This window comes from Albidovulum sp., from assembly GCF_049646345.1.
GTDB lineage: Bacteria > Pseudomonadota > Alphaproteobacteria > Rhodobacterales > Rhodobacteraceae > Albidovulum.
This window is the reverse complement of sequence record NZ_JBARVQ010000738.1, coordinates 1-4492: the sequence shown is the minus strand read 5'-3', so window position 1 is coordinate 4492 and position 4492 is coordinate 1. Positions and strand designations below refer to the sequence as shown.

The window sequence follows — 4492 nt, the reverse complement described above, 5'->3', positions numbered from 1 at the left end:
TCACCCGGAACCCCGCGTGGCGTCGATCCTGTCGTCGCATTACAACCCCGAATTCATCGTGAACGTGAAGGAAACGGGCAAGATTCTGTTTGTCGACTACACCGACCTGAAGAACCTCAAGACGGTCGAGATCGAGGCGGAACGCTTCCTGCATGACGGCGGCTTCGACAGCACAAAGCGCTACTTCCTCGTGGCGGCCAACGCCCGCGGCAAGATCGCGGTCGTGGACACCAAGGAAGACAAGCTGACGGCGCTGATCGAAACCGGGGGTGAGACACCGCATCCGGGTCGCGGCGCGAACTTCAGCCACCCGGTCTATGGTCCGGTCTGGTCGACGTCGCACCTTGGCGATGAAAGCGTGGCGCTGATCGGGACCGACCCGGAAGGCCATCCGGATCAGGCCTGGAAGGTGGTCGACAGCTTCTATGCCCTTGGCGGCGGGTCGCTCTTCATCAAGACCCATCCGAACTCGACCCATCTCTATGTCGATGCGCCGCTCAACCCAGATGCCGAGGTTTCGGCTTCAGTGGCCGTGTTCGACATCACCGCGATGGGTGGCGATCCCGATGTCGATCCGGAATTCACGACTCTTCCGATCGGCGAATGGGCCGGCATTGCCGAAGGCCAGCCGCGTGTCGTTCAGCCGGAATTCAACAAGGAAGGCACAGAGGTCTGGTTCTCGGTCTGGAACGGCAAGGAACAGGAAAGCGCCATCGTCGTCGTCGACGACAAGACGCTTGAACTGAAGAAGGTCATCAAGGACCCGCGTCTGGTGACGCCGACGGGCAAGTTCAACGTTCTGAACACCCGCGACGACATCTACTGACAAGAAACTGGACGGGCAGAGGGATCATGCGTTCCCTCGCCCCTCTGCCCGTCCTCTTCAGTCCGGGTGTTTTCCCATGAAAGACCTCAGTTCAGGCAAAGTCTTCCTCATCGGCGCGGGTCCGGGCGATCCTGAGCTTCTGACGCTCAAGGCGCTTCGGCTGATGCAATCCGCCGATGTGGTGGTCTTTGACCGGCTGGTATCGGACGAGATCATGGCGCTGGTCCCCGACAGCATCCGCCGGATCGATGTCGGCAAGATGCCGGGCTGTCACAAGGTGACGCAGGACCGGATCAATGCGCTTCTGGTCGAACTGGCCCGCGACGGGCAAACGGTCGTGCGGCTGAAGGGCGGCGATCCCTTGATCTTCGCCCGCGGCTCGGAAGAGGCCGAGGTTCTGCGCGAGGCCGGGGTTTCGGTCAGCTATGTGCCCGGCATCACCGCCGCCCAAGGTGCGGCATCCTCGACCGGGGTGCCGCTGACCCACCGGGGTCTGGCAACCGGCGTGCGTTATGTCACCGGCCACCGGGCGAAGGATGCGCGGCTGGACCTCAACTGGGCTTCACTGGCATCCGGGGACACGACGCTGGTGATCTATATGGGCACCGCGAACATCGCCGAGATCGCCTTTCAACTGATGCGCCACGGCGTGCCGTCAACGCTGCCGGTGATGGCGGTCAGCTCGGCGACAACCCCGCGCGAGCGCCGCATTCTTTCGACCCTTGGCGGCATCGCCGCCGATGTCGCCGCCGCCGAACCGGACGCGCCGGTGCTGTTCGTGATCGGCCATGTCGTCTCGCTTTACGACAGCATCGCGCTGGCCGATGCGCTGAGTTGCGATGGTGCCGGGATGGCGGCCTATGCGTAGCCTTACGGCCCTCCTGATGCTGAGCCTGCCCGCGATGGCAGAGGTCAGCCCGGACCGGGCCGAGAAGCTGGAACACATGGTCATTCAGGATTGCGGGTCATGCCACGGGCTGACGATGAAGGGCGGCCTCGGTTCCGCCCTCACGCCCGACGTCCTGGCCCATGCCGAGCCCGAGGGCCTGGCCCTGATCATTCTCGACGGGGTACCCGGCACGGCGATGCCGCGCTGGCGGCCGGTCCTGAGCGAGGACGAGGCCCTGTGGATTGCCCGCTACCTGAAAGGAAGCCCGAAATGAAGGCGCTGATCGCCGCCCTGATGCTGAGCGTTGCGAACCCCATCTGGGCAGGCGAGCCCTGCTGCGCAACCGGTGATCTGGGGCTTGTCGTTGAGCGCGGCACCGGGTCGGTTCTGGTGGTGGACCGCTCCGACCGTGCCGCCATCGGCCGGATCGATGGCCTGGGCGACCTCAGCCACGCCGCGCTGACCTACAGCCCCGACGAACGCTTTGCCTTCGTGTTCGGCCGTGACGGAGGGCTGACCAAGATCGACATGCTCACCCGCACCATCGCCAGGCGCATCGTGCAGGGCGGCAATTCCATCGGCGGCGCAATCTCTGACGATGGCAAGCTGATCGCCGTGTCGAACTATGAACCGGGCGGCGTGAAGGTCTTTGATGCCGAGACGCTCGACCAGATCGCCGACATCCCGACAGGCGCCAAGACCATCGGTCTTGTCGATGTGCCCGGCCGCCGCTTTGCCTGGGCGACCTGGGAGACGGGCGAGGCCTTCATCGCCGATTTCTCCGGCCCCGGGATGAAGCTGACCAAGCTCGGCGATGTCGGCGCGAACCCGTTCGACGCGGTGCTGACGGAGGATGCGCATACCTATCTCATCGGGCTTTTCGGCGAAAAGGGCGTGACCGCCATCGACCTTTGGGATGAGGTGCCGCAGCCGGTGCGGTTCCTGAAGGATTACGGCAAGACCGAAGACGACCTGCCGGTGTACAAGATGCCCCATCTTCAGGGTTGGGCCTTTACCGAAGGCCAGTATGTCCTGCCCGCAGTGGGCCAGCATGAACTCCTCTGGGTCGACCGGAACACCCTGGCAGAGGTTGCCCGCACAAAGACCCACGGGCAGCCGGTCTTCATCATCGCCCAGCCCGCCTCGCCTTACGTCTGGGTGAACTTCGCGACACCGCTCAATGACACCGTACAGGTGATCGACAGCCGCACGCATGAGGTGGTCAAGACCCTGACCCCCGGTGCCGCCGTCCTGCATATGGAATTCGCGCCGCGGGGGGCAGAGGTCTGGATCTCGGCCCGTGACGACAACATGGTCGCGATCTACGACACCCGCACCTTCGAGCGGCTGGGCGAGATCGCTGCCGACAGCCCCTCGGGCATCTTTTTCACCGCGCGCGCACACCGGACGGGGCTTTGACCATGCTCGACCGTCTCGACCCCGTCGACCGCCGCCTTCTGGACGATTTCCAGCGCGATCTGCCGCTCGTCCCGCGCCCCTTCGCCGCGATGGGCGAGGTTCTGGACGTGGATGAGGCCGAGGTGATCCAGCGGCTGGAACAGTTGCATGCGCGCGGCATGGTCTCCCGCGTGGGCGCGACGGTCCGGCCGAATACGGCGGGGGCCTCCACACTCGCCGCCATGGCGGTGCCTGAGGGCCGGATTGAGGAGGTTGCCGCCGTGGTCGGCGCGGAACGGGGCGTCAACCATTCCTATCTGCGCGAAGACGACTGGAACCTGTGGTTCGTCGCCACCGCTCCCGATGTCACGGCACTTGAAGCCACGCTGGCGCGGATCGGTCAGCGCACCCGTCTGAAGGTCCTCGATCTGCGGCTCGTCCGCCCCTTCAACATCGACCTTGGCTTCCGCCTGTCGCCCGGCGCGCGGCAGGAAATGTCGGAATCGAGGGCGGTGGACCGGACAGCGTTACAGGACACCGACCGCCCGATCCTTCAGGCACTGACCGCAGGTCTGCCGCTGATCCCGTGCCCGTTCCGATCCGTTGCGCAGGGGTTGTCGCGCAAGGAAGGTGACGTGATCGCGCGCATCGCCGCCCTGTCAGACGCGGGCCTTCTGACCCGCATCGGCGTCATCGTCCGCCACCGCGCGATCGGCTGGTCCGCAAATGCGATGGTGGTCTGGTCCTTGCCGGAGGACCGTATTGACACGGCTGGCCCGGCGCTCGCCCGCCACCGGGGGGTCACGCTTTGCTATCGCCGCCTGACCGTGCCCGGCATCTGGGACTATCCGCTCTATTCGATGATCCACGCCCGCAGCCGGTCCGAAGCACTGTCGATCCTCACCGAGGCCGCCGCCCTGCCGGAACTTGCCGGTGCCAGCCACCGCGCGCTCTTTTCCACCCGCTGCTTCAAACAGACCGGCGCGCTTTTGAAGGCGGAGGCCGCATGAGACGCGAGGTTCTGCCCCCGGATGCATTGGATGTGACCGACCGGGCGATCCTGAACGCGCTGCAGGAGGGGTTTCCCCTGACCCCACGCCCCTTCGCCGATGCCGGAAAGCCGCTGGGCCTTTCGGAAACCGACCTGATCGCCCGCATCCAGAACTTGCGCGAAGAGGGTGCCATCACCCGCTTCGGCCCCTTCTTCGATGCCGAGGCGATGGGCGGGGCCTTCTGCCTCTGCGCTATGGCGGTGCCGCCAGACCGCTTCGATGCGGTCGTGACTTTGGTCAATACCCATCCCGAGGTCGCGCATAATTATGAACGCACCCACCGTCTGAACATGTGGTTCGTTCTGGCGACCGACACGCGGGCGGGGA

6 protein-coding genes are annotated in these 4492 nt (G+C 65.2%); all 6 read left to right on the top strand.

Annotated features, from left to right (window positions below):
* On the top strand, positions 1–826 hold an 826-nt coding region (locus tag WBB85_RS19375), incomplete at its 5' end, for a cytochrome D1 domain-containing protein (protein ID WP_432640228.1).
* Positions 827–902: 76 nt separating this feature from the next.
* Complete coding sequence (gene cobA / locus WBB85_RS19370; protein WP_432640227.1) at positions 903–1694, top strand: uroporphyrinogen-III C-methyltransferase; 792 nt, start codon at positions 903–905, stop codon at positions 1692–1694.
* Positions 1687–1989 (top strand): c-type cytochrome, encoded by a 303-nt coding sequence (locus WBB85_RS19365; RefSeq protein WP_432640226.1) that lies wholly within the window; start codon positions 1687–1689, stop codon positions 1987–1989. Before cobA ends, WBB85_RS19365 begins: the two co-directional genes overlap by 8 nt.
* On the top strand, positions 1986–3134 hold the full coding sequence (locus WBB85_RS19360) for a cytochrome D1 domain-containing protein (RefSeq protein ID WP_432640225.1): 1149 nt from the start codon (positions 1986–1988) through the stop codon (positions 3132–3134). The genes WBB85_RS19365 and WBB85_RS19360 overlap by 4 nt, the downstream gene beginning before the upstream one ends.
* A gap of 2 nt (positions 3135–3136) precedes the next feature.
* Positions 3137–4123: a siroheme decarboxylase subunit beta gene (ahbB, locus tag WBB85_RS19355; protein WP_432640229.1), complete on the top strand. Its 987-nt coding sequence runs from the start codon at positions 3137–3139 to the stop codon at positions 4121–4123.
* The coding region (locus tag WBB85_RS19350; RefSeq protein WP_432640224.1) for an Lrp/AsnC family transcriptional regulator at positions 4120–4492 on the top strand (373 nt) is incomplete at its 3' end. The genes ahbB and WBB85_RS19350, both read left to right, overlap by 4 nt.

Coding starts and splice junctions, on each gene's coding strand:
- WBB85_RS19365 (WP_432640226.1), top strand. CDS start 1,687: ATGCGTAGCCTTACGGCCCTCCTGATGCTGAGCCTGCCCGCGATGGCA.
- ahbB (WP_432640229.1), top strand. CDS start 3,137: ATGCTCGACCGTCTCGACCCCGTCGACCGCCGCCTTCTGGACGATTTC.
- cobA (WP_432640227.1), top strand. CDS start 903: ATGAAAGACCTCAGTTCAGGCAAAGTCTTCCTCATCGGCGCGGGTCCG.
- WBB85_RS19360 (WP_432640225.1), top strand. CDS start 1,986: ATGAAGGCGCTGATCGCCGCCCTGATGCTGAGCGTTGCGAACCCCATC.